The 23,973-nt window shown below is 65.7% G+C and carries 22 protein-coding genes; 8 read left to right on the forward strand and 14 right to left on the reverse strand.

Annotated elements, in window-relative coordinates:
* Positions 1 to 54: 54 nt before the first annotated feature.
* Complete coding sequence (locus tag BCO18175_RS12620; protein ID WP_174981102.1) at positions 55 to 1,008, reverse strand: choline ABC transporter substrate-binding protein; 954 nt, start codon at positions 1,006 to 1,008, stop codon at positions 55 to 57.
* Positions 1,009 to 1,207: 199 nt separating this feature from the next.
* Here BCO18175_RS12620 and BCO18175_RS12625 point away from each other — a divergent pair, with 199 nt between their 5' ends.
* Positions 1,208 to 1,456: a hypothetical protein gene (locus tag BCO18175_RS12625; RefSeq protein ID WP_174981105.1), complete on the forward strand. Its 249-nt coding sequence runs from the start codon at positions 1,208 to 1,210 to the stop codon at positions 1,454 to 1,456.
* A 162-nt stretch (positions 1,457 to 1,618) separates the two neighbouring features.
* Positions 1,619 to 3,202, forward strand: coding sequence for an isocitrate lyase (locus BCO18175_RS12630; protein WP_011354218.1), 1,584 nt, complete (start codon positions 1,619 to 1,621; stop codon positions 3,200 to 3,202).
* A 49-nt stretch (positions 3,203 to 3,251) separates the two neighbouring features.
* On the opposite strand, the gene BCO18175_RS12635 is transcribed toward BCO18175_RS12630, so the two are convergent.
* Entirely contained in the window at positions 3,252 to 4,130 is an 879-nt protein-coding gene (locus BCO18175_RS12635; protein WP_174981108.1) for a LysR family transcriptional regulator, read from the reverse strand.
* Between the two features lie 121 nt (positions 4,131 to 4,251).
* On the opposite strand from BCO18175_RS12635, the gene BCO18175_RS12640 reads away from it, so the two are divergent.
* Complete coding sequence (locus BCO18175_RS12640; RefSeq protein WP_174915993.1) at positions 4,252 to 4,701, forward strand: DMT family transporter; 450 nt, start codon at positions 4,252 to 4,254, stop codon at positions 4,699 to 4,701.
* A 70-nt stretch (positions 4,702 to 4,771) separates the two neighbouring features.
* Here BCO18175_RS12640 and BCO18175_RS12645 read toward each other — a convergent pair whose 3' ends face one another.
* From BCO18175_RS12645 to BCO18175_RS12675, 7 genes are read right to left on the reverse strand one after another with little or no spacing between them, the layout of a single operon-like run.
* A complete protein-coding gene (locus BCO18175_RS12645) occupies positions 4,772 to 6,277 on the reverse strand; it encodes an aldehyde dehydrogenase family protein (RefSeq protein ID WP_174981112.1) in 1,506 nt (501 codons plus the stop codon).
* 33 nt (positions 6,278 to 6,310) lie between these two features.
* Entirely contained in the window at positions 6,311 to 6,799 is a 489-nt protein-coding gene (locus BCO18175_RS12650; RefSeq protein WP_174981115.1) for a c-type cytochrome, read from the reverse strand.
* 53 nt (positions 6,800 to 6,852) lie between these two features.
* Positions 6,853 to 7,353, reverse strand: coding sequence for a c-type cytochrome (locus tag BCO18175_RS12655; protein WP_174915996.1), 501 nt, complete (start codon positions 7,351 to 7,353; stop codon positions 6,853 to 6,855).
* On the reverse strand, positions 7,350 to 7,895 hold the full coding sequence (locus tag BCO18175_RS12660; RefSeq protein ID WP_011354212.1) for a methylamine dehydrogenase light chain: 546 nt from the start codon (positions 7,893 to 7,895) through the stop codon (positions 7,350 to 7,352). Before BCO18175_RS12660 ends, BCO18175_RS12655 begins: the two co-directional genes overlap by 4 nt.
* A gap of 39 nt (positions 7,896 to 7,934) precedes the next feature.
* Positions 7,935 to 8,561, reverse strand: a complete 627-nt coding sequence (mauD, locus tag BCO18175_RS12665; RefSeq protein ID WP_174981118.1) for a methylamine dehydrogenase accessory protein MauD — start codon at positions 8,559 to 8,561, stop codon at positions 7,935 to 7,937.
* Positions 8,558 to 9,112, reverse strand: a complete 555-nt coding sequence (locus BCO18175_RS12670; protein WP_174981121.1) for a MauE/DoxX family redox-associated membrane protein — start codon at positions 9,110 to 9,112, stop codon at positions 8,558 to 8,560. Before BCO18175_RS12670 ends, mauD begins: the two co-directional genes overlap by 4 nt.
* Positions 9,113 to 9,119: 7 nt before the next feature.
* Entirely contained in the window at positions 9,120 to 10,277 is a 1,158-nt protein-coding gene (locus BCO18175_RS12675; protein WP_174981124.1) for an amine dehydrogenase large subunit, read from the reverse strand.
* A gap of 244 nt (positions 10,278 to 10,521) precedes the next feature.
* Here BCO18175_RS12675 and BCO18175_RS12680 point away from each other — a divergent pair, with 244 nt between their 5' ends.
* The 5 genes from BCO18175_RS12680 (at position 10,522) to BCO18175_RS12700 (ending at position 16,585) form a co-directional block, all read left to right on the forward strand.
* Entirely contained in the window at positions 10,522 to 11,484 is a 963-nt protein-coding gene (locus tag BCO18175_RS12680) for a helix-turn-helix domain-containing protein (RefSeq protein WP_174981127.1), read from the forward strand.
* Between the two features lie 127 nt (positions 11,485 to 11,611).
* Positions 11,612 to 12,556, forward strand: a complete 945-nt coding sequence (locus BCO18175_RS12685; RefSeq protein ID WP_174939048.1) for a GlxA family transcriptional regulator — start codon at positions 11,612 to 11,614, stop codon at positions 12,554 to 12,556.
* 487 nt (positions 12,557 to 13,043) lie between these two features.
* Positions 13,044 to 14,756, forward strand: a complete 1,713-nt coding sequence (locus tag BCO18175_RS12690) for a M36 family metallopeptidase (protein ID WP_174981130.1) — start codon at positions 13,044 to 13,046, stop codon at positions 14,754 to 14,756.
* A gap of 79 nt (positions 14,757 to 14,835) precedes the next feature.
* A complete protein-coding gene (locus tag BCO18175_RS12695; RefSeq protein WP_174981132.1) occupies positions 14,836 to 16,089 on the forward strand; it encodes a M20/M25/M40 family metallo-hydrolase in 1,254 nt (417 codons plus the stop codon).
* A gap of 127 nt (positions 16,090 to 16,216) precedes the next feature.
* Positions 16,217 to 16,585 (forward strand): YbjQ family protein, encoded by a 369-nt coding sequence (locus BCO18175_RS12700; protein ID WP_174916004.1) that lies wholly within the window; start codon positions 16,217 to 16,219, stop codon positions 16,583 to 16,585.
* A gap of 10 nt (positions 16,586 to 16,595) precedes the next feature.
* Here the strand turns inward: BCO18175_RS12700 and BCO18175_RS12705 are convergent, their stop codons facing one another.
* The 5 genes from BCO18175_RS12705 to cysS form a co-directional block, all read right to left on the reverse strand.
* Positions 16,596 to 17,306, reverse strand: a complete 711-nt coding sequence (locus BCO18175_RS12705; RefSeq protein ID WP_174981136.1) for a PepSY-associated TM helix domain-containing protein — start codon at positions 17,304 to 17,306, stop codon at positions 16,596 to 16,598.
* Positions 17,303 to 17,986, reverse strand: a complete 684-nt coding sequence (locus BCO18175_RS12710) for a Fe2+-dependent dioxygenase (protein WP_174981139.1) — start codon at positions 17,984 to 17,986, stop codon at positions 17,303 to 17,305. The genes BCO18175_RS12705 and BCO18175_RS12710 overlap by 4 nt, the downstream gene beginning before the upstream one ends.
* A 44-nt stretch (positions 17,987 to 18,030) precedes the next feature.
* Positions 18,031 to 20,220, reverse strand: a complete 2,190-nt coding sequence (locus BCO18175_RS12715) for a TonB-dependent receptor (RefSeq protein WP_174981142.1) — start codon at positions 20,218 to 20,220, stop codon at positions 18,031 to 18,033.
* A 545-nt stretch (positions 20,221 to 20,765) separates the two neighbouring features.
* Positions 20,766 to 22,016 carry an MFS transporter gene (locus BCO18175_RS12720; RefSeq protein ID WP_174916008.1) on the reverse strand — a complete coding sequence of 417 codons (1,251 nt, stop codon included), beginning with the start codon at positions 22,014 to 22,016 and terminating at the stop codon, positions 20,766 to 20,768.
* A gap of 228 nt (positions 22,017 to 22,244) precedes the next feature.
* On the reverse strand, positions 22,245 to 23,657 hold the full coding sequence (cysS, locus tag BCO18175_RS12725) for a cysteine--tRNA ligase (RefSeq protein WP_174981145.1): 1,413 nt from the start codon (positions 23,655 to 23,657) through the stop codon (positions 22,245 to 22,247).
* Between the last annotated feature and the right edge of the window lie 316 nt (positions 23,658 to 23,973).

Below are 23,973 nucleotides of genomic sequence, written 5' to 3' on the forward strand. Positions count from 1 at the left end.
TGTGTCGCAATGCGGATGTTTCGTCAGGGCGCGCCAGGTGATGCGCGCAAGCCGTCACAGGCCGAGATACGCCTTCACGGCCGGCAGCCCGTCCTTGCCGTCGAACGTCTTGACGCCCGCGAGCCACGGATCGAGCACCTGCGGATTCTTCTTCAGGTACGCCTTCGCGGCCTCGGCCGGCTTCGTCTTGTTCATCACCGACTGCATCAGCTGGTTCTCGAGCTGCGTCGAGAAGCGCAGGTTCGTGACGAGCTTGCCGGCGTTCGGGCAGCGTGAAATGAAGTCGGGCGCCGTGAGCGTGTACACGCGCGCTTCGCCGTAGTTGGGCCCGAACGACGCATCGCCGCCGGAGAGGTAGTTCATGCTGAGCTGGATGTTCATCGGATGCGGTTCCCAGCCGAGGAAGACAACCCACTTCTTCTCGCGGATCGCGCGCTCGACCGTCACCAGCATCCCGGCCTCGCTCGATTCGACGAGCTTGAAGCCGCCGAGCCCATACTGGTTCGTGTCGATCATCTTCTGGATCGTCGCGTTCGCGCTGCTGCCCGGCTCGATCCCGTAGATCTTGCCGTCGAGTTCCGCGCGGTGCTTCGCGATGTCCTCGAAGGTCTTCAGGCCGGCCTGGTATTCATAGCTCGGCACCGCGAGCGTCGCCTTCGCGCCCGACAGGTTCGGCGTTTCGACGACGTTGATCGACTTGCTGTCGAGGAACGGCTGGAGCTGCTTCTGCTGCACGGGCCACCAGTAGCCGAGCGACACGTCGAGCTGCTTGCTCTTCAGGCCGGCGAACGAGATCGGCACCGACGCGATCGTCGTGGTCGGCTTGTAGCCCAGCGCCTCGAACACGGTCGACGCGAGCGCCGTGGTCGACGTGATGTCGGTCCAGCCGATATCCGCGAAACGCACGGTGCGGCAGGTCGCGGCTTCCGTTTCGGCAAGCGCCGTGTGCGTGAACGCGCCCGTCGCCAGCACGGCCGCGGCAAGCGCGGCGATCTTCGTCGACTTCATGGTTCGTTTCCTCCCGGTTTGACTCGCGGCAGCCGGTGCGCGGGGTGTGCCCGGCCTGCATCGTGGGAGTAAAAGTAACGAGCCATATTGGTCGCGAGAAGACCGGCGGCGACCTGTTCTTGACTGTTTGCGACTATGAGTGGAAACCACTAGGTTTCTTGTGAGGCTTATCAGGCGGGGTTTTAACGCGCATTTCCGATTGATTCAGCTTGTCCACATGCGGCGCAACGCTTTCGATTCAACCGGGGCGAAGCGAAGTGCCGGTGCGGCTCCGGGCCCGGCGTATTCGCGCCACCCCGACGAACGGGTGTCATGGGCGCATGTGAAGCTGGCCTGGCCTCCAGCAGCCGAAAGCGCGTTTCGTATTGCGAAATCCACGCCGAATTCCCGCGCCGACGCCTTTTCGTCGCTTGAAAACATGTTTTACATCGCAAAAATCACAACGTAACTCATTGAAAATCAAGCAAAAATAATGTCTTATGTCTTATATAAGACATCACCAAAAGCTCAACGGGCGGCGTTACTATTTATCCCATGCAGTTCGCTTCGACAGACGTAGCGGGCACGCTCAACCAGTTACTCAAACGCGCTTTGCTCCCAGGAGATTGACATGGCCCAGTATCAAGACGACATCAAGGCAGTTGCCGGTTTGAAAGAAAACCACGGCAGCGCGTGGAATGCGATCAGCCCCGAGTACGCCGCCCGCATGCGTGCCCAGAACAAGTTCAAGACGGGCCTGGACATCGCCAAGTACACCGCGAAGATCATGCGCGCCGACATGGCCGCCTACGACGCCGATCCGGCCAAGTACACGCAGTCGCTGGGTTGCTGGCACGGCTTCATCGGCCAGCAGAAGATGATCTCGATCAAGAAGCACTTCAACAGCACCGAACGCCGCTACCTGTACCTGTCCGGCTGGATGGTTGCCGCGCTGCGTTCCGAGTTCGGCCCGCTGCCGGACCAGTCGATGCACGAAAAGACCTCGGTCAGCGCGCTGATCCGCGAGCTGTACACGTTCCTGCGCCAGGCCGACGCCCGTGAACTGGGCGGCCTGTTCCGCGAGCTGGACGCCGCCAAGGACGCAACCGCGAAGGCCGCGATCCAGGACAAGATCGACAACCACGTCACGCACGTCGTGCCGATCATCGCCGACATCGATGCCGGTTTCGGCAACGCGGAAGCCACGTACCTGCTGGCCAAGCAGTTCATCGAAGCAGGCGCATGCTGCATCCAGATCGAAAACCAGGTGTCCGACGAGAAGCAGTGCGGCCACCAGGACGGCAAGGTCACGGTGCCGCACGAGGACTTCCTCGCGAAGATCCGCGCGATCCGCTACGCGTTCCTGGAACTGGGCGTGGACGACGGCATCATCGTCGCCCGTACCGACTCGCTGGGCGCCGGCCTGACCAAGCAGATCGCCGTGACCAGCACGCCGGGTGACCTGGGCGACCAGTACAACGCGTTCCTCGACTGCGAAGAACTGTCGGCCGACCAACTGGGCAACGGTGACGTCGTCATCAAGCGCGACGGCAAACTGCTGCGTCCGAAGCGCCTGCCGAGCAACCTGTTCCAGTTCCGCGCCGGCACGGGCGAAGCACGCTGCGTGCTCGACTGCATCACGTCGCTGCAGAACGGCGCCGACCTGCTGTGGATCGAAACCGAAAAACCGCATATCGCACAGATCGGCGGCATGGTCAGCGAGATCCGCAAGGTCATCCCGAACGCGAAGCTGGTGTACAACAACAGCCCGTCGTTCAACTGGACGCTGAACTTCCGTCAGCAGGCGTACGACGCGCTGAAGGCCGAGGGCAAGGACGTGTCGGCCTACGACCGTGCGCAGCTGATGAGCGTGGAATACGACGAGACGGAACTGGCCAAGCTGGCCGACGAAAAGATCCGCACGTTCCAGGCCGACGCAGCCCGTGAAGCAGGCATCTTCCATCACCTGATCACGCTGCCGACGTACCACACCGCCGCGCTGTCGACCGACAACCTGGCCAAGGAATACTTCGGCGACCAGGGCATGCTGGGCTACGTGGCCGGCGTGCAGCGCAAGGAAATCCGCCAGGGTATCGCCTGCGTGAAGCACCAGAACATGTCCGGCTCGGACATCGGTGACGATCACAAGGAATACTTCAGCGGCGACGCAGCGCTGAAGGCGGCAGGCAAGGACAACACGATGAACCAGTTCTGATACCGGTCATCTCCAGGCAAAAAGCCAACCCGTTACGGGTTGGCTTTTTTTATTCCGCGATAACCCGCACGAACGCGTCCGCCAGAACCGTCGGCTCGACCGGCAACACCAGCGCGCAAACCGACTTTGCGTCTTCATCCGAAATCGGTACGAAGACGACCCCGTCGATCCCGAGACTCGCCATTCGTTCCGGCACGATCGCGACACCCTGCCCGGCCGCGACGAGATTCAGCATCGACGTCTTCGGCGACACGATCCGGGCGGTAGCCGGCACGAATCCCCGCTTCAGGCAAAGATCGATCACGACGCGCGCGAGCCCGCCCCGCTCCCGATACACGGCCGATACGAACGGCTCGTGCCGCAGCCGCGAGATCGCCATGCGCTTGCGGCCCGCGAGCGGATGATCGGCCGGCACCGCCACGCACAAACGCTCGGCCGCGAGCTCGACGAAACGCACGCGCGAATCGCGGCGCAGCACCGGCAGACGAACGATTCCGATATCGGCGTTGCCGTTCGCGATCTCCAGGACCTGATCCTCGGACGATGCGCGGTCGAGATCGATCCGCGCGCCCGGACACGCGCTCATGAAGCGTTCGAGCACCGGCATCAGGCTGCCGACGGGAACGGTGCTGGAATGCAGGAGCCGCAGTACGCCCGCTTCGCCGCGCGACAACCGCGCGCCCTCCTCGGCCGCGGCGGTCAGGGTCGCGGGAATCGACGCCACGCGATCGCGATAGATCACACCGGCCGGCGTGAGCCGCACACCCCTCGGCTCCCGGTCGAACAGCAGGAACCCCAGCTCGTCTTCGAGTTGACCGATCTGCCGGCTGAGCGCCGACTGCGCGACGTGGAGCGCGCTCGCGGCCGGCGTGAAGCCGCCGAGATCGGCCACGGTCAGGAAATACTGGATTTGCCTCAGGGATGGCATGCCGAAAAGAGATGGATAAACGCCATATTTGATATTTGCGTTATACCGTCGCGCTTCCCAGAATGGAAGCCTGCCGTGCCGGAGCCGCCGTCACGGCCACCTCGCCGGAGCCGCCCTCTTCGTGACTACTCTCCTGTCCTATCTGCTGGTCGTTGCCGCCGGCGTCAGCGTGGCGTTGCAACAGGTGCTCAACGCCAACCTCCGTGCACAGCTCGGCTCGCCGTGGTGGGCCGGGTCGGTCAGCTACCTCGTCGGCCTGGCCGCGATGCTCGCGGTCGCGCTCCTGTCCCCGCATCCGCGCTTGAGCGGCACCGGCACCATCACCGGTGCCGGGTCGTGGTTCAGCTGGACCGGCGGATTCTTCGGCGCGGTGTTCGTCGGCATCGCAATCCTGATGGTGCCGCGACTGGGCGCCGCGACGACGCTCGCGCTGATCGTCGTCGGGCAGATGACCGGCGCGCTCGTGTTCGACCACTTCGGCGTGCTCGGCATCCAGCAGCATTCGGCCAGCCCGATCCGCATGGCCGGCGCGGCGTGCCTCATTCTCGGGGTGGTGCTGGTTCGCGCGTGACGCCGTCGCGTACCGCTGCCGGATGCGCGCATTGCCGCACCTCCGGCAACGCACGCATCCGCCGCTACGCTCATGCGTAGTTCATCATCACCGACTTGCTTTCCGTGTACTGGTCGATCACCGCGCGGCCGAGTTCGCGACCGAAACCCGACTGCTTCATCCCGCCGAACGGCATCGCGTTGTCGAGCAGCGAGTGGCAGTTGACCCACACGGTGCCGGCCGCGATGCGCGGGATCAGCTTGTGAATCGCGGAAAGATCGTTCGACCAGATGCTCGCGCCGAGGCCGTAAGGCGTGTCGTTGGCGAGCTGCACGGCCGAGTCGACGTCGTCGAACGGCATCGCGACGAGCACCGGCCCGAAGATCTCCTCGCGCACGACGCGCATCGCCTGCGTCGTATCGACCAGCACGGTCGGTTCGACGAAGAAGCCGGGGCCGTCGATCGCGCGGCCGCCCGCGGCGGCACGGGCGCCCTCGCCGAAGCCCGAGTCGATATAGCCGCACACGCGCTGGCGCTGCTTCGCCGAGACGAGCGGGCCGATCTGCGTCGACGGGTCCATGCCCGGGCCGATCTTCAGGCTCGTGGCGATCTTCGCGACGCGCTCGATCACGTCATCGAACACCTTCGCATGGATGTACGCGCGCGACCCGGCCGTGCACACCTGCCCCTGGTTGAAGAAGATCGCGTTCGCCACACCGAGTGCGGCCTTGTCGGGATCGACATCGGGCAGCACGATCACCGGCGACTTGCCGCCGAGTTCGAGCGACATCCGCGTCATGTTGTCGAGCGCCGCGTGGCCGATCGTCTTGCCCGTCTGCGTCGAGCCCGTGAACGCGATCTTGTCGATGCGCGGATCGCGCGACAGCGCGGCGCCGGCCGTGTGACCGTAGCCGGTGACGATATTGACGACGCCGTCAGGAAACCCGGCCGCCTGAATCAGCTCGCCCAGCCGCAACGCGCTGAGCGGGGTATCTTCCGCGGGCTTCAGCACGACGGTGCAGCCCGTGGCCAGCGCGGGCGCAAGCTTCCACGCGGCCATCAGCAGCGGGAAATTCCACGGAATGATCGCGCCGACCACGCCGACGGGTTCCTTGCGCGTATAGGTGAAGATCTCGCTGTCCGGCATGTACGGCATGCCCGCGTCGATCACGCTGCCTTCGATCTTCGTCGCCCAGCCGGCCATGTAGCGGAAGCATTGCGCGGCCATCGCGACATCGAGCCCCTGCGCCACCATCACGGGCTTGCCGTTGTCGAGCGACTCGATTTCGGCCAGCTCGCGCGCATTCGCTTCGATCAGGTCGGCGAGCGCCAGCAGCAGGCGCTCGCGGTCGGTGGTCTTCGCGGTGCGCCACGGCCCCGCGTCGAATGCGCGCCGCGCGGCGACGACGGCCTGCTGCACGTCGTGCTCGTCCGCTTCGGGCACGCGTGCGAGCACGGCGCCATCGGCCGGGTTCACGACGTCGAGCTGGCGGCCCGACGCCGCGTCGCTCCACTCGGCACCGATCAGCATCTTCTTCGGCTTCGCGAGAAATGCGCGCGTGGCGTCGAGCAGCGGGAAATGTTCGTTCGTTTCCATCTTCTTGATTCCTCGATTTCCAGAATGGGTCGGTCAGTAGCGATCGGCGACACCGTCGATCCCGCGTGCCTGCAACGCGCGAACGAGGCCGGCGCGCACGGTCGCGACATCGGAAAAGGCGGGACGGCGGTGCGCGGCGACTTCGGCGGCCGTATAAGGCTTGAAGTCACGCGGCAGCGCGTCGTGGTTCATGGTCGTGAGTACCCAGTTGAGCACGTCGGCAAGGTCCTGGTCCGACAGCGCCGAGTTCGACGCGCCGGGCACGCGCATTACGTACTCGCGCCCGGCCGGCAGATGCGTGAAATAACCGAGCGAGTTGGCAAGCGGCGGTACCTTGCCGGAAATACCGCCGCCCGTCACCGTGTGGCAGCCCATGCAGTTGAGCACCCAGTGCTGCCGCGCGAGCGCCGCGTCGGCCGCGCCTTCGGCATGCGCAGGTGCTGCGGTCAGACTGACGACCGCCCCGGCCAGCATCAGCAGCGACGCCAGGCGACGCGACGCACTGCCGAGCCGCGACGACACTGCGCACCGCGTGCTTGGCGCGGCGTCGCCAACACCGGGCGTGCACGCGAGCTTCACAGGCCGAGCCCCTTGACGACAACTTCGCGTTGCGCATGAACGGCCGTGCCGTCCATCGCCTTCGCGCGCGCCGCGCGGATATCGGCCGCCGTGAACGGCTTCGCGTCGCCGTGCTGTGCGTTGAGATCGAACACGACGTAGTTGAGCACGTGTGCGATATCGTCGTCGCTCGCGCTCGCAAACGACGGCATCTTGAAGTTGTAATTCTTGTCGCGCACCTTGATCTCGCCGAACATCCCGTGCAGCAGCGTCGCGACCAGTTGCGCACGTCCCGGCTCGGCCGTCGCATACTTGCCCGGATACTCGGTCAGCGGCGGCGCGAGCCCGTCCTGCCCTTTTCCGCCCGCCTGGTGACACACCGCGCACTGCGCGTCGAACAGGCTCTTGCCGGCCGGGTAATGCACGGCTTCCTGCGCGCCGGCAGGGCTCGCCAGCGCGAAGGCCGCCACGGCCGTCATGCATACGACGGCAATCTTTCCCGCTTGCTTCACTTTCATTGCTTTGCCGCTCCCAGCAGAACCGAAACCGAACAGTGATAGTTCGAATTGCCGTTGGCCATGCACCAGTTGATGTCGTTGTTCAATGACAGCTTGTACAGCGGCTTCTCGCGCTCGTTGCGGTTGCAGAAGCACTTGCCGCATGACGTCTTGCCGCAGCAATCGTTGTACGACACGATGTAGTCCGAACCGTCGTGCGGATTGCGGCAGGTACCGATCCACGTGATCGGCGAAGGCGTCGTGCCCGGCGGGCAACTGCTCGACGTGCCGCCGCAGCAACTGCACAGCCAGCCGTCGATCGCGCAGTACTTCCAGTAGTCGCAGCTCATCGGATCGTCGCTCGCACCCGATGCGGCGCCACCGGACGCCGCCGACGCGCCCGACGCCGCATCGGCCGCGTACGCGGTGCGATCGACGGGCAGCAGCGGCAGCATCGCCGATCCCACCAGCACCTTGCCGAGCTTCGCCATCGCGCTGCGCCGCGAACTGTGCTGCGCGACGCCGCGCGCCGACCGCTCGAACCATGAATCAAACAGGCCCATATCGTTGTTCTCCCTTGACGTTGAAAGAGGGTCGGCCGGTCATGCGTGCTGCGCGTGCGCGTCGTGGCTGTGATCGCCGTGCACGAACTGCTGCAGCGATGCGACGCCGCGCTCCTTCGCTTCGAACAGGCTCTCGAGATGCTCGCGCGTATTGACGAGCCCCTTCGCACGCACCGTGCCGGTTTCGTCGAGCAGCACCGCATACGGCAGCTTGCCGATCTGGTACGCGAGGCCGAGCTCCTGCGACAGCACGTACGGGAAGCGCCCGAGATCGTGCTTGCGCGCGAAACGCGAGTGCTCGTCGACATCGCCGTCGCTCGCGAGCACGATGTTCACCGGCGTCGATTCGCTCGACTGCAGCGACGGCAGCAGCGGCAGCAGCTTCTTGCAGACAGGGCAAGTGGGCGACAGGAAGAACAGCAGCGTCGCCTTGCCCGACGCATCGATGCCGCCGACCTTCACCTGCGAGCCGCGAATGTCGGTCAGCTCGAACGTCGGCGCGATCGCGCCGACCGCCGGCCCCTTGTCGATCATCAACGCGCCGGCCGGCATGATGCGTTCGTACAGGATGCCGATCTGGCGCACCAGCGCGAGGCAGATCGCGCCGAGCGCGAGGACGGCCACCCACAGCAGGGCGGTGGAAACGGTGAGAGCGGTTTGCATCATGAATTCCTCAGGTGGGAAAGGCGCGGTACGTTGGCGAGCAGCACGTCGACGGTGAGCAGCGCGCAGACGATCAGCAGCACGGAGAAGAACAGCGTCAGGTAGTCGAACCACACGACCGCGCGTGCGCCCGGCTCGACGAGCGCGGTCGCGGCCAGCGCGGCGAGCAGCAGCGCGCGCCCGACGTGCAGCCAGCCGATGCCGCGCGGCGCGTCCGTGCGCGCCGCCGCGAAGCCGGAACAGCCGCAGTCGATGTCGGTGTGGCCGCGCAGGAGATTGATCGCAATCGCGGCGGCGAAGGCCACGAGCAACGCGATCAGGCCGATCGCGCCGGCCGTGCGCGTATCGGGAAACAGCAACGCCGCGGCGCCGACGAGTTCCGCGAGCGGAATCGCGAACGCGACGGGCGCGGTCAGCGCGTCGGGCAGCAGCCGGTAGCCGGCGAGCGCCTGGCTGAACGCGGCGGGCCGCCGCATCTTCGCGAACGCGCCGAGCAGCACGACGACGGCAGCGCCGGCCTGCGCGCTGGTGGCAAGTACGGGATCGAGCGTCATCGCGGCCTCACGGGTTGACGAGCAGCGACGACGTATTGCCGATCTGCTTCTCGACGTTCTGCAGCTTGCCCGTGCGCGCATCCATCACGACGAGGTCGGACGTCGCCGTCAGCCCGTAGAACAGCGGCTTGTCGTCCTCGCTGACCTGGATCGACACAAGGGGATCGACCTTCTGCTGCACGAGATCCCAGCGCGCGACACGCTGCTTCGACTTCAGGTCGTACACCCACACCTGCGTGCCAGGATCCTTGTGCGAACCGTCGCCGCCCTTGTGCATCAGCACGTAGTAGCGGTTCTGCCTGGCCTGCACGGCCGTCTGCTGCATGCCGCCCGGGCGCCAGCCTTCGGCGCGCTCGGCATCCGTCAACAGCGGCCACGGCTTGCCGAACGCGGGCTTGTCGCCGCTGAAATCCGCGCTGCGCACGTTGCCGCCGTACGTCGTGAACAGATAGTCGCCCTCGTAGCGCGATGCATTCACGAACGCCGGATCCTTGTCGACGTCGATGAACGCATCCGACATCGTGCGCTTCGTTTCCTTGCCGTTCGCATCGAGCGTGACGGTCAGTGCCTTGCCGCTTTCGCACAGCGCGGTGAAGCGGTCGTTGCCCGACGGATACGCGAGCACGCAGGCCGCCGTGTCGATCTCCGACAGCACCTTCTTCGACACCGCATCGATCACCGTCATCGAAGCCGCCGGCGTGATGTTCGCGACGTACAGCCGCTTGCCGTCCGCGCTGAACGCGGTGTTGTACGGCGACGGCACGTGCTGCGCGTGCTTCGCCGGAATCACGATCTCGCCCGCGTGATCGAGCGTCGTGTTGTCGGTCATTTCGACGACGTCGGTGCGCGTGCCGTGCGAGCCGCGCGAGAAGTAGGTCGTCGCGACGAAGCTCGTCCGGTGATCGGGCGAGATCGCGAAGCCGGGGCCGAAGCCGCCGTCGATCTGGCCGAGCAGCTTCTTCGCATCGGCGTCGTACACGTAGATGCGTCCGTCGGTCATCGACGGCATCGAGATGTCGACGATATAGACCTCGTGCGGATGCCACGGCGGCATCTTCTGCACGACCAGTTCCTCCGGCTTTTCCGTTGCGTTCGCGCTGCCGACCCATGCCGCCGCGAACGCCAGCGTCGCCGCGAGCACCGCGGTTCGTCGCCTTGTCCTCATGTCGCCTCCAGTTGGGGAATCACGTTATGTGGGGCGACTGTAGTTCGACAATAAATCCGGTCAGCACCCGGACCGGCACCGCGTGCGTGCCGATTCGGGATATTGGAAAACCGCCTGAAAGCCGCGTTGGCCCGAGGCATCCGACCCTCTGACGAATGCGCCCGGAATAGCGCTCCTCCTTATTGCGCCGACCACGCGGTCGGTTTAATCTTGCGCGGTCCTGATCGACGCACCTGGAGGCGCTGTGTTCGTGTTTCACGAGAGGTTCGACAACGCGGACCGGCATGCCGAGGCGCTGCGCGGCTGGAACCAGCGCTACGACCAGATCGGCTCCGGCACGTATCGCAGCGCGGTCAAGCACGCGGTGCTGGACGGTGTGCAGCTGTTCCAGGAAGCCGCCAACGTTCGCATCATCCAGCGCGGAAGGCTGCCGCACGACCATACGGTGTTCGGCATGCCGCTCACCGGCTCCGGCGCATTCGCATTCGGCGGCGCGCGCATCGAGCGCGGCACGATGGTGATGGCGCGCGGCGGTGCGCCGTTCGAGTTGCATTCGCCGGACGACATGTCGCTGATCGGTGTCGTCGCCGATCGCGAACTGACGCAGCAGGTCGAGGATGCGGCCGATGTCCGCCTCGACGAAGCCACCTTGCGGCGCGGTGTCGTCGACATGCCCACCGCCGTGCTGATGCGCGCGAGCGTGCAGGTCGCCTCGCAACTCGAGCGTGTGCTGTCGGCACCCGATACCTACCGCGACGCACGCACGCAGCGCGAACTGCGCGGCGAGATCGGCAACGTGCTCGTCGATCTCCTCACGTACCGGATTCCCGATCCGTCGAACCGTCTCACGCACGCCTGCCGCGCCGACATCGTGCGCCGCGTGCACGACTACGTGATCGGCCATCCCGAAGCACCGGTCGACGTGCTGAGCCTGTGCACGCAATTGCGCGTGAGCCGGCGCACGATGCAGAACAGTTTCCAGTCGGTCGTGCAGACCGGCCCGTTGAATTACGTGCGCTCGCTGCGCCTGTCGCAAGTGCGGCGGATGCTGCTCGATACTCGGCAGTCCGACCTGCCGATCAGCGACGCGGCCGCACGCTGGGGTTTCATCCATCTCGGGCATTTCGCGAACGCGTACAAGGCGCAGTTCGGCGAGTTGCCGTCGACCACCGCGCGCCGGGCCGTGCGCGGCGCAAAAACGCGCTGAGCCCGCGCAAAACCCGCGATAATCTCCCGCTGACCGTGCGGCGCGCGCGAACCGGCCGCGGTGCATGCCCGTCCGCTCGCCGCCCCGTGCGATGCGCGACGACCACCGGATTCCACTGCCTGCCCCGATGCCCGAGGATTTCCACTTCCTGCTGCTGCCCGGCTTCTCCGCGCTCGGCTTCATGTCAGCGGTCGAACCGCTGCGCGTCGCGAACCGCTTTCGCACCGAGCTCTATCGCTGGCATGTGATCAGTGCCGACGGCGCGCCCGTCGCCGCGAGCAACGGCATTCCGGTTGCCGCCGAAGCCGCGTGCGCGGAGGTCGACAAGGTCGATACGGTGTTCGTCGTCGCGGGCTTCGATCCGCTCGTGTGCTACACGCGCGCGATCGGCGACTGGCTGCGCCGCCAGCACCGCCATGGTGCAACGCTCGGCGGCATCGATACGGGCAGCTTCGTGCTCGCGGAAGCCGGGTTGTTCGACGCGTCGCAGCCGCTCACGCTGCACTGGGAAGCGCTGGCCGCGTTCCGTGAGCGCTACCCCGGCCTGAACGCGACGCAGGAGCTGTTCGAGATCGACGAGCGACGCATCACGTGCGCGGGCGGCACCGCGTCGATCGACATGATGCTCGACCTGATCGGCCGCCGGCACGGCGCCGATCTCGCGGCGGCGATCTCCGAGCAATTCGTCGTCAGCCGGATCCGGCAGCGCTCCGACAGCCAGCGGCTCGAGATCGCCGCGCGCTACGGCGTGCACAACCGCAAGCTGATCCAGGTGATCGGCACGATGCAGCGGCACATGGAAAACCCGCTCGGCTCCGATGCGCTCGCGCAAGAGGTATCGATTACGCGCCGCCAGCTCGAACGGCTGTTCAGCGCGACGCTGAACGACACGCCGACGCATTTCTACCTGAACCTGCGCCTCGATCGCGCACGTGAACTGCTGCAGCAGACCGACATGAGCATCACGTCGGTTTGCGTCGCGTGCGGGTTCGAATCGCCATCGCACTTCTCGCGCACGTATCGCACGCGATTCGGGTTGAGCCCGCGCAACGACCGGCGCGCGACACGCTGATCATCGCGGGTTTAAGCACAATCCGACGCGGTATTACGCGTTCCGGCTGCGTTTCCCGCCGCTCGCTGAACAATTCCGGCGATTGATCGACGGACCGAAGCGGTCATCGAAAATAAATTGGAATGTCGTTGAAAATATTCTGTAACATACCAAAAAAAGTTAGATAGGCAGCCTAACGACACGCGTGCTGTATCTCGACGCGCCGCGCCACGCGGGCTACCAACCGATATCGATCCGATCCGAGGGGTATGACATGACGATGCTCGATTCGCCGTCGCCGCACCTGCCTTCCGTTCGCTTCTTCGTCCGCTCCCCCCGCTCTTCGCCCACCTGTTTCTTTTCGACCTGACATTTAGGGCTCCTTAGTCAGTCGACGTTCCCAACACCGCTTCGCCGCACCTGCTCCATCGAGCCGGCGCGCGGGCCGTGTCGTGCCTGCGCGCCACGAACGCGCGGGCGTGTCCAACCGTTGAGATGAGGATCACGTATGCAGACATCACGCAAAGCACTGCCGCTCGCCCTGGGTCTCGCGCTCGGTTTCGGCATCGTCGGCGGCACCGCGGCCGATACGAAAGTCTCGAATCCGCAAGCAACGAGCCTGCGCGAAAGCCTGACACGCGGCGTCGCGCCGCCGGCCGCCAAGGCCGATACGGCCGCCGGGCAGTACCGCTCGGACGGCGTCGCCGTCACGCTCTACAACCCCGCGTATCGCGCGAAGAAGACCGCCACGACGCCCGCCGCCACCGCGCGCGACTTCGTCGCGTCGCAAGCCACGCAGCTCGGGCTCGACGCGACCGCGCTCGCGAGCCTCGTCGTCACGTCGGAGCGCGCCGATGCCGACTTCACCGTCGTGCGCCTGCAGCAGCAGGCGGCCGGATTGCCCGTGTACGGCAGCGATATCGCGGTGACGGTCGGGAAGGACGGCCGCATCCTGTACGTCGCGAGTAACACGATCAACGGTGTGGTCGCGACGTCCCGCAAGTCGCAGGCCGTCGACCAGCAGCAGGCGCTCGATCGCGCACGCGCGTATCTCGGCGTGAACGGCTTCACGAACCTGGACGCGCAGCTCGTGGCCTTCGTCGACAAGACCGGCACGCATACCGCTTGGAAAGTGCGCGGTCGCCCGAACGACGGCCCGAAAGGCGACTGGGAACTGCTGATCGACTCGGGCAGCGGCGAAGTGCTGCGCGCCGAGGACAAGGCGTTCTATGCGACCGACGGCACGGGCTTCGTGTTCCGTCCCGACCCGCTGTCTCCGACCAAGAGCAGCTACGGGAGCACGGGCTACAAGGACAGCAACGACGCCGATTCGTCGCAGCTCACCGCCGCACGCGTGCGCGTGACGCTGAAGGATCTCGCGCAGTCGGGTGGGCGTTACTCACTGTCGGGCCCGTATGCCTCATGCGTCGATTTCGACGCGCCGCTCGACAAGGCGTGCCCCGTGCAGTCGACGCCCGCGTTCGAGTTCACGCGCGGCAACCTGTATTTCGAGGCCGTGAACACGTACTACCACATCGACACGTTCCTGCGTTACGTGAACCAGACGCTCGGCATCAAGGCGATGCCGTACCAGTACACGGGCGGCGTGCAGTACGACCCGCACGGCGAATCGGGCGACGACAACTCGTCGTACTCGTCGAGCAGCGGCCGGCTGACCTTCGGGCAAGGCGGCGTCGACGACGCGGAGGATGCGGACGTCGTGATCCACGAGCTCGGCCACGGCATCCACGACTGGGTGACGAACGGCGGCCTGTCGCAGCAGGAAGGCTTGTCGGAAGGCACCGGCGACTATCTCGCCGCCGCGTACAGCCGCGACTTCAACCAGTGGAGCCCGTCGGATGCGCAGTACCACTGGGTCTACAACTGGGACGGCCACAACGAGTTCTGGGGCGGCCGCGTGACCAACTGGAACGTCGGGCGCACCTATGCGCAGGCGCGCGGCGCCGAGATTCATACGGCCGGCCAGTACTGGGCCTCGTGCAACCTCGTCGCGCGCGACGCGATCGGTGCGCAGGCGATGGACAAGGCGTTCCTGAAGGGGTTGTCGATGACCAACAGCTCGACCAACCAGAAGGCCGCCGCGCAGGCCGTGCTGACGGCTGCGTCCGCGCTGGGCTACAGCAGCGCGCAGCTCACCGCGATCGGCAATGCGTACAACCAGAGTTGCACGTACGGCGTGACCGTACCGAAGAAGTCGTAATTCCGCAGCAGGCGGGGGCGCGTCGCACGACCTGCGGCGCGCCCTCTTCCTCGACATCGCCATCCTCACGAGATCGAACATGCCTACTCTGAAACTGACCCGTCTGAGCGCCGCGCTCGGCGGCATGCTGCTGACCGCCGCCGCGCACGCGACGCCGGTGTGGATCACGCTCGGCGACACGGCGTTCCACCAGTTGCAGCGCATCGACGCCAGCGCCACCGCGCAATACAGCACGACCCTCGACGCCGGCAAGACGGCCGACGGCGCCGCGCGCCGCGAAACCGTCCACGTCGTCGAAATCGACGATTCACGGCTCGGCGAGCTCGCCCACGCCGTCCACCATACGCGCGGCCACGGGCCCGGCTATGTCGTGCACGACTCGTTCGACGAAGCGCGCCAGGCACTGCAGCCGTTGCCGCCGACGCTCGCGAAGCAGGCCACGGCCGCCGTGTACAAGGTATCGAACGCGCCGCAGATCGGCACGTGGATCCAGCAGCTGCAGGCCAGTAACATCGTCGGCACGATCACGTCACTGTCCGGCTTCACGAACCGCTACTACACGACGTCGCACGGTGTCGCCGCGTCGGACTGGCTCGCATTGCAGTGGAAGCAGCTGGCGGGCTCGCGCACCGACATCACCGTCGAGCAATTCGCGCACACGGGCTTTCCGCAGAAATCCGTGATCCTGACGATCCGCGGCAGCGACCCGGCCGCGGGCACCGTCGTGCTGGGCGGCCACCTCGATTCGACGGTAGGCCGCACGACGGAGAACACGCGCTCGCCCGGCGCCGACGACGATGCATCGGGCATCGCCAGCCTGACCGAAGCGCTGCGCGTGCTGCTGGCGAACAACTACAAGCCGAAGCGGACGATCAAGTTCGTCGGGTACGCAGCCGAGGAAGCCGGGCTGCTCGGCTCGAAAGCGATCGCGAAGCAGTTCCGCGCGCAGAATGCGAACGTGGTCGGCGTGCTGCAACTCGACATGACGAACTACAAGGGCGATCCAAAGGATATCTACCTGATCACCGACTACACGAACGCGTCGCAGAACACCTACCTGACGAACCTGGCGAAGACCTACCTGCCGGAACTCGCGATCGGCACGTCGCAGTGCGGGTATGCGTGCTCGGATCACGCGTCGTGGAATGCGCAAGGCTATCCGGCGTCGTTCCCGTTCGAGGCCGACCAGAACGACAGTCCGTATATCCATACCGTGAACGATACGCTGGAGAATTCGGATCGGCAGGCGAATCACGCGTTGAAGTTCGGCAAGCTGGCGCTCGCCTACGCGGTCGATCTCGGCGGGAACGGCAGCTCGACCGTCAAGCGTTGACCCGGCGACGGCCGGGTGCGATGGAACGGGCGCGTGGTGCGGGCGCGCCCGTTCGAACCCGGTCGAGCCCGTTTGGCGTTCCGGATAGAATCGTCATTCGCTTACTTCAGCAACACGGGGCCATGCCATGACCGATATCTCCCGCTCGTTCGACGATCTCACGCCCGAACGCGTCACGACCGCATTCGACCTGCCCGGCCACACGACCGTCCGCTCGCTCGGCGTCGCACAGGGCATCATCGTGCGCTCACGCTCGATCGTCGGCTCGTTCGGCGCGTCGCTGCAAACCATCTTCGGCGGCAACATCACGCTTTATACGTCGCTGTGCGAGAAGGCGCGCCAGCAAGCGTTCGACAAGATGCTCGGCGACGCGCGCAAGCTCGGCGCGAATGCGATCGTCGCAATGCGCTACGACTCGACCGAGATCGGGGCGGGCGTCACGGAAGTCATCTGCTACGGCACGGCCGTGCGGGTCGCGCGCGACGCCGGCGCCTGAGCGTCAACCGCTACGCGCCGGCCGCCCACACGATCGCGACGATCGAGCCGATCACGAGCACCACGCCGACGGTCTTGCGCCTGTTCAGTTCAGTCCACAGCAGCACGCCCGTCAGCGACAGCAGGATCAGCGCACCCGCAAGCGTATCGACGAGCAGCACCCAGCCGATACTCATGCCCACGCCCTTGTGCAGGTTCGTCAGCCACGCAAGCGTGCCGTTGCCGGTGCGCTTGAGCGTGATCGTGTCGCTGCCGACCCAGTAGTCGACCGCGACGTTCTCGCGCGGCGACGCGAACACGAGCTGCCAGTGCTCGGGCTGCACGGTCTCGCGGTCGCCCCATGCGACCGGATGCTCGGGCTCCTTCTGCACGCGCCCCATGCGTTCGGGCAGATGCAGATCCGGTTGCCCGCGCAACCATTTCGCGAGTTCTTGCGGCGATGCGGGCTCCGGATCGGGTACGTCGAGCCGCAACGTCTCGACCTTCGGCGCGCCGGTCTGGATCCGCAGCGGCGGCGCACGATGATTCAGCAGGAACCCCGTCGTGCCGAACAGCAAGCCGAGCGCGGCGCCCCACAGTCCGACCCAGCCGTGCACCTTGCGCAGCCACTTGATGAATGTGCCGCGGCGCGATCGCGCGCCGCCGGCGCCGGCCGGACGCGCGCCCGGCGCGGTGCGCGACGCGGGTGCCGCGTTGATTTCGATGGGATCGGCAACGCTCACGTTTCGCTCCAGATTCTCAAAAGATTGTGATAACAGCCGACGAGACTGCGGCACGCCTGCGCGTCGGCGCCGCTGGCATTGAGCCGCTGGATCGCGGTGTCCATGTCGAACAGCAGCGCGCGCTGCGCATCGCTGCGCACGAGGCTCTGCACCCAGAAGAAGCTCGCGACGCGCACGCCGCGCGTGACCGGCGTGACCTGATGCAGGCTCGTCGCCGGATAGACGATCAGGTCGCCGGCCGGCAGCTTGACCTGCTGCACGCCATACGCATCCTCGATCACGAGTTCGCCGCCGTCGTATTCGTCGGGTGCGGACAGGAACAGCGTGACGGACACGTCGGTGCGCAGCTTCACGCCGTTCGGCAGCACGCGCACCGCGCCGTCGACGTGGCTGCCGAACGTCATTCCGCCTTCGTAGCGGTTGAACAGCGGCGGATAGACCTGATTCGGCAGCGCCGCGCTGATGAACAGCGGATTGCGCTCGACCGCGGCGAGGATCACGTCGCCCAGCTCGCGCGCGACCGGCGAATGCTCGGCGATCTGCTGGTTGCGCTTGACCGGCGCGCCCGTGTAGCCGGCCGTCGCGCGGCCGTCGACCCACGCGTCGCCCGCATGATCGAGCCGGTCGCGCACCATGCGCACCTGTTCGGGCGTCAGTACGTTCGGAATGTGTACAAGCATCGTTCCACCTTTTTCATCGAATGCCGCGGCGGCATGCGTATCGCTCAGAACCGGTAGTCGAGCGTCGCGAGGAACGTACGCCCGACGCCCGGCACCGCGCGGCCGCCGTCCGACTGGATCAGCGCATCGTAATAGAACTTGTTGGTCAGGTTCAGCAGGTTCAGCCGCAGGTCCCACTGCTTCGCGTGATACGCGGCCGTCGCGTCCCAGCGCGTATAGCCGCCCACCTGCACGTAGTCCGTGTTCGCCGCGTAGCGTCCCGACATGTACGTCGGACCGCCGCCGATCTCCCAGTGCGGCGTGAACGCATACGTCGTCCACAGCGTGAAGGTGTTGCGCGGCGTATTCGCGAGCGTCTTGCCCTGCGTGCCGTCGAGCGCGCTCAGGATCACGCCGTTCATGTACGTGTAGCTGCCGAACACCTGCCACTTCGGCGTGATGTGGCCCGTCACGCTCGCCTGGAAGCCACGCACGCGGATATCGCCTTCGAGCAGGTATTCGCCCGTCGACGTCTGCGTGCGCGCGTTGCTCTTCTCCTGCTGGAACAGCGCCGACGTGACCGACAGGTTGTCGTTCAGCAGGTCCCACTTGCCGCCCACCTCATACGACTTCGTGTGTTCGGGCGACAGGTTCTGCGTGTTGTTCGTGACCGTCAGCGTCTCGAGCGACGGGTTGAACGACGTGCCGTACGAGAAGTAGTACGACTGCGAATCGGTCGGCTGGTAGATCAGGCCGGCCCGCACGCTCGTGAAATAGTTCGTCTGCGACGCGTAGCCGGGCGCGCTCACCGTGTTCGCGAGATGCGCCTGGAAGCGATCCCAGCGCAGCCCGCCCACGAATTTCCAGTCGCGGCCGATCGATATGGTGTCGTTCATGTACGCGGCGAGCGTCGTCGCGCCCGATTCCGCATGATTGGCAGGCGTCTGGGTCGCGTTAGTCGCCGTCGATGCCAGATAGGCCGGATCGATCAGCGACAGGATCGGCAGGCCGCTGCGCGTGTACGTCTGGTTCGTGTAGCTGTCGTGGCCGACCTCGACACCGGCGATCAGGTCGTGCTTCACGAACCCCGTGTCGAACTTGAAATGCGCCATCGTGTCGTTGTCGATCGAATGGTTCTCGATCACGCGATCGTGGCTCGCGAGCTTTACGTACAGCGCGGACATCGGCAACGACGTGTAGTTGCCGTTCGTCAGCGCGGTGCTGGACGACAGCGGCCCGGTCAGCACCGCGTTCGCCGCCGTCTCGCGCGCATCCGTCATCGAGTGCGAGAGCGACGTGCGGTTGCTGATCGTCAGCGCATCGTTGACGCGATGGTCGATGCGCGCGGACACCGTCTGTACGTCCTGGATCGTGCGGTCGTCGGTGAGGCCGTAGAACGTGTTCTTCGACACCGGCGCCGGATGGCCGTTGACCGCGAGCACGCCATAGTCCGGCATGTCGTAGTTGTGCTGGATCAGCGCGGACAGCGTGACCTCGGTCGGCGTGCCGATGCCGAAGCGCAGCTCCGGCGCGATCCCGTAGTCCTTGTTCTTCATCACGTCGCGCGTCGAGCCGAGCGACTGGCCGAACGCGTTGATGCGGAACGCCGACGTCGCGCCGAGCGGCCGGTTCAGGTCGACGCTCGTGCGGTAGCGATCGTCGGTGCCGATCGTCGTCGACACCTCGGCCGACGGCTTCAGGTTCGCCTTCTTCGACACCTGGTTGATCACGCCGCCCGTCGAGCCGCGCCCGAACAGCATCGACGACGGGCCGTACAGCACCTCGACCGAATCGAGATCGAACGTGTCGCGGTAGTACTGGTTGCGGTCGCGGAAGCCGTCGAGATAGATGTCGTTCTGCGCGGTGAAGCCGCGCAGGTTGATGTTGTTGCCGATCTGCCCGCCCTCCGCGCCGCCGATCGTGATGCCCGGCGCATTGCGCAGCGCATCCTGGAACGACGTGAGCCCCTGCGACTCCATCAAGGCCTTGTTGATCACCGTGACCGACTGCGGAATGTCGCGCAACGCGGTCGGGGTTTTCGCGCCGACGGTCGAGCGCTCCGCCTGGAAGTCCTGATGCTCGGCCTGCCCCGACACGCTGATCGTCGGCAGCGTGTCCTGCGTGCGCGCGGCCGGTTTTGCGTCGGCAACGGGGTTCGCGTCGACGGCGGGTGCGCCCTGCGCAAGCGCGGGCGAAACGATGGGCATGGCAAAGGCCAGCGCGAGCGCGCTCGCGAGCGGGGTCCTGTTCGGCATGGAAATCCAGTCGGGAAAACCGTCCGCGTGGACGCGCGATGATGCGCGCACGAGGCACGGATACGTTGGCTGACTGGCCGTCCCGAATCAGGCTGAGGGCGGCGCTAGCTGGCTACGGTTGACGAGTGATCGACGGGCTTGCCCGACCGACCATGAAAATGAGAATCGATATCATTTCATGTATTTCCATTTGTTTCAATTTCCGAAACTTTGCCATACCAATGATTATCGTTTCTAAAAATTACAGAAGCCTATTTGTAATTTATTGAATGGGCTTCGTAATTTAATGTCGGCATTCTTCTGATGATAAACGCCCGCGATCCGTTGACCGGTAAGCCATTGACGGATCAGGCACTTCTTCGCGGCCGTATTGCGGAACAGGCCGATTCGCGCGGGTTTCGAGGTGCCTGAATCGTGCCGGATCCAACTTCGGACGATCCATTTTTATTAATCAGATGATTTATCGCACCAAACAACGAAAGCAATTAGATTGAATATGGAATGGTATTTGAAATATTCAGACGTGAAACGGCGTCGGTATCGCTTCAACGCTCTCGGTCCAGCGAAGTCATGTTCCGCAGTTGCGGGAACAACCGCATCCACGTGAGCGCGACCAGAATCGTCGCGGTACCACCAACGACGATCGCCGTCGGCGCGCCCCACCACGCGGCCGTCACGCCCGACTCGAATTCGCCGAGCTGGTTCGACGTGCCGATGAACAGCGCATTGACCGCGCTCACGCGCCCGAGCATGTCATCGGGTGTACGCAGCTGCACGAGCGACAGCCGCACGACGACACTGACCACGTCCGACGCACCGAGCACCGCCAGCGCCACGAGCGACAGCGCGAAGTGCCGCGACAGCCCGAACACGATCGTCGCGATGCCGAACGCGATCACGCCGCCGAACATCGCGCGACCCGGCCGCCCTTTCAGCGGAAATCGCGTGAGCCACAGGGTGCCCGCGAGCGCGCCGACCGCGGGCGCCGCACGCAGCGCACCAAGCCCCCACGGCCCGACCTGCAGGATGTCGCGCGCGTAGATCGGCAACAACGCGGTCGCGCCGCCGAACAGCACCGCGAACAGGTCGAGCGACAGCGCACCGAGAATCGCCGGCTCGCGCCTGATGAACGCGATGCCCGAAAACACCGAGCGCAGCGTGACCGGCTCGCGGGCGGGCGGCGCGCTGCGCAGCGGAATCGTACCGCTCAGCATCGCCGCGATCGCGAATGCGACGACGCTCGTGCCGAACGCGGCGGGCGCGCCGACACCGTACAGCAGCCCGCCGAACGCGGGCCCGAGGATCTGCGCGGCCTGGTTCGCGGACGTCGACAGCGCGGTTGCGCGCGGCAGGTCGGTGCGCGGCACGACGGCCGGCAGCAGCGACGACACCGACGGCGACTCGAACGCACGCGCCGTGCCGACGATCGCCGCGAGCGCATACACGGCCGGCGCGGCCAGCCACCCTTGCGCGGCGCCGAGCAGGAACACGCCGGCAGCCAGCGCCTCGACGCCCTGGCAGATCGTCGCGATGCGGCGGCGATCGTAGCGGTCGGCCACCTGCCCGACGACGAGCGTCAGCGCGAACATCGGCACGAACTGCGCGAGGCCGACGAGACCGAGTGCGAACGCGCTGTGCGTGAGCGCGTAGACGTACCAGCCGATGGCAACCGACAGGATCTGGAAAGCCAGGGAAGACATCACGCGCGTGCCCCAGAAGCGCTGGAACGGGACGTGGCGGAACAGGTTGGCGGGTAACGGGGATAAAGGACTGGGGTCGGGCACGGGGTCGGTCATCGAGGTCTCGGCGGGCGGCGCTGCGCGCCGGTACCGTTCGGGAAACGACTGCGCACGCCGGAGCGTGCGCGCGACAACGGTGCGGACGCGACGAAATCGCGATGATATGCCAACCGCGGAAAACGGGCAGTGGGCGTGGGAACTGACGATTCCGGCGGCCGCGCCGATCGCGGCCGCCGGGTCATCGTGCGGACACCTCATCTTCTGATCGAGGCGCCCCCGGGAGCTTCACCGCGGCGGGATACCCGTATCGGTCGAGCCTGCTGCGATGCCGAACAGGCGTTGGCCTTCGGGGGTGTCCTCGACTCTCCAGCCCTCGGCGCTCAACGCTTCCCGGATCCGGTCAGCTTGCGCCCAGTCCTTGTCCGCCCTCGCGCGCTCACGATCGCCGAGCAACCCGCGGACGTGCTCCGGAACGTCGAACGCAACCGGCCGCCACTCGCGCAAACCGAGGCCAAGCACGGCGTCGAAGCTGTCGACGGTCGCCTTCAGCGTCGCGGGCGGCAGGTTGCTCCTGACCAGATCCCACAGCACCGCGAGCGCCCTGGGCAGATTCAGGTCCTCGTTCACTTCGGTGTCGAATCGCGCGGCGAAATCCGCATCGACGCGCCCGCCGTCAGGCCAGCCGGCATAGAGGTGCCGAAGCCGATTCAGCGCGGTGTGCGCCGCGTCGAGCGACGCCCACGTGAAATGCAGCTTGCTTCGATAGTGGGCCGTCAGGCACAGGTAACGGTACGCGAGCGGATCGACATTCCGGCTCTGCAAGGTCTGCAGACGGACGAAATCGCCGCTCGACTTCGACATCTTCGTATCGGCGTCGAGCGTCAGGAAGTGCCCGTGCATCCAGTAATTCGCGAGTTGCGTGCCGTGGGCCGCCCGCGTCTGCGCGATCTCGTTGCTGTGATGCACGGCGATATGATCCTCGCCGCCGCAATGGATATCGAACAGCGTCCCGAGATACTTCGCCGACATCGCCGAGCATTCGATATGCCAGCCCGGAAAACCGCGCCCCCACGGGCTGTCCCATTCCATTTGCCGCCTGACGTCGGCCGGGCTGAACTTCCACAACGCAAAATCCGTGATGCTCCGCTTCCCGCCCAGCGCCACCCGCTTGCCCGCCTGCAACCCCGCGCGGTCCAGCCGCGCGAGATAACCGTAGTCGTCCTGCCGACTGGTGTCGAAGTAGAGGCCGTCGTCCGTCCGGTAGACGTAGCCGGCCCGGTCGAGCGTATCGATGAACGCGATCTGTTCGGCGATGTGATCGGTGGCGCGGCACCAGACCGTCGGCTCGAGCAGGTTGAGCGCGTGCCAGTCCCGGACGAACGCTTCGGTGTAGCGCCGGGCGATGGCCCACGCCGACTCGCCGGTCCGACGGCTCCCCTTCTCCATCTTGTCTTCGCCTTCGTCCGCATCCGAAGTCAGGTGGCCGACGTCGGTGATGTTGACGACGTGCCGGACCGTGTAGCCGTTGCGCTCCAGTACACGACGCAGGAGATCCTCGAACACGTAGGTTCTCAGGTTGCCGATGTGGGCATCGTCGTAGACCGTGGGGCCGCAGCAATACATGCCGACCTGCCCGGCCCGGATAGGCGTGAAGGGGCGCACGGTACGCGACCAGGTGTCATACAGCGCAAGCGGCATCGAGTTTCTCCGTCCCGAAAATGTCGGCCCAAAAACAAAAAGGCCGCCTGTTTTGCATCACAGGCGGCCGGAAGGCGATTGCTTGAATGTTTAGCGAGTTCGCTAGACGCAACTTCCCCCTGGCATGTTCTGACAACATGCACGGATCAGCGAGGAGGGGGAAATGGCGCGATCAAGCATGCGGACGATGCTAGCGCCTATAGACGGCAATGGTCAATACCCGTCGGGCGGCCGGCACCGGCCGGATGCAATTCATGCCCGCTTGCACCCGTCAAAAAAAAGCGCGAACCGTAGTTCGCGCCAAAGAGAGACCGCT

Source organism: Burkholderia lata, assembly GCF_902499335.1.
In the GTDB taxonomy this organism is placed as follows: domain Bacteria; phylum Pseudomonadota; class Gammaproteobacteria; order Burkholderiales; family Burkholderiaceae; genus Burkholderia; species Burkholderia lata_B.